Raw genomic sequence first — 579 nt, forward strand, 5'->3', positions numbered from 1 at the left:
TTGGAAAGGTTTTATTGTGAAGGAACACTCTCGAAAGATCACGCCGGTTCTTCTTGCTGGCGGTGCGGGCTCGCGGCTCTGGCCTGTTTCGCGTGACCAGTTGCCCAAGCAGTTCCAGCCGCTGGTCGGCAATCTTTCGACCTATCAGCAGACGCTGATGCGGGTGGGTGACAAGGGGCTGTATGCCGAACCGCTTGTCATCACCAACGAGGATTTCCGTTTCTTCGCCCGCCGTCAGGCGGAAGAGATCGATCTGCCGGCAACGGTGGTGCTGGAACCTGCCCGCCGCGACAGCGCCGCCGCCATGGCTGCCGCCGCCGTGCTGGCCGAACGCCGCGAGCCCGGTTGTCTGGTTCTGGCGCTCGCCGCCGACCATGTGGTGCTCGATGCCGACAAGTTTTCCGATTCCGTGAAACTCGGGGCCAAGGCCGCCGATCAGGGTAATATTGTCGTCTTCGGTCTGGTCCCGACCGAGCCGCGCACCTCCTACGGTTATATCAAGCCGGGCGAGGCGATCGACGGTGAGGCCGATCTCAGCACCGTCGATGCCTTCGTGGAAAAGCCGGATGTAAAGACGGC

At 62.2% G+C, this 579-nt stretch carries 1 protein-coding gene; it reads left to right on the plus strand.

Annotated elements, in window-relative coordinates; all coding sequences use genetic code 11:
• Positions 1 to 16: 16 nt before the first annotated feature.
• The coding region (locus DXT96_RS26835) for a sugar phosphate nucleotidyltransferase (protein ID WP_371419016.1) at positions 17 to 579 on the plus strand (563 nt) is incomplete at its 3' end.

It is taken from the genome of Agrobacterium sp. ICMP 6402, assembly GCF_009498615.1.
GTDB classification, from domain to species: Bacteria; Pseudomonadota; Alphaproteobacteria; order Rhizobiales; family Rhizobiaceae; genus Agrobacterium; species Agrobacterium burrii.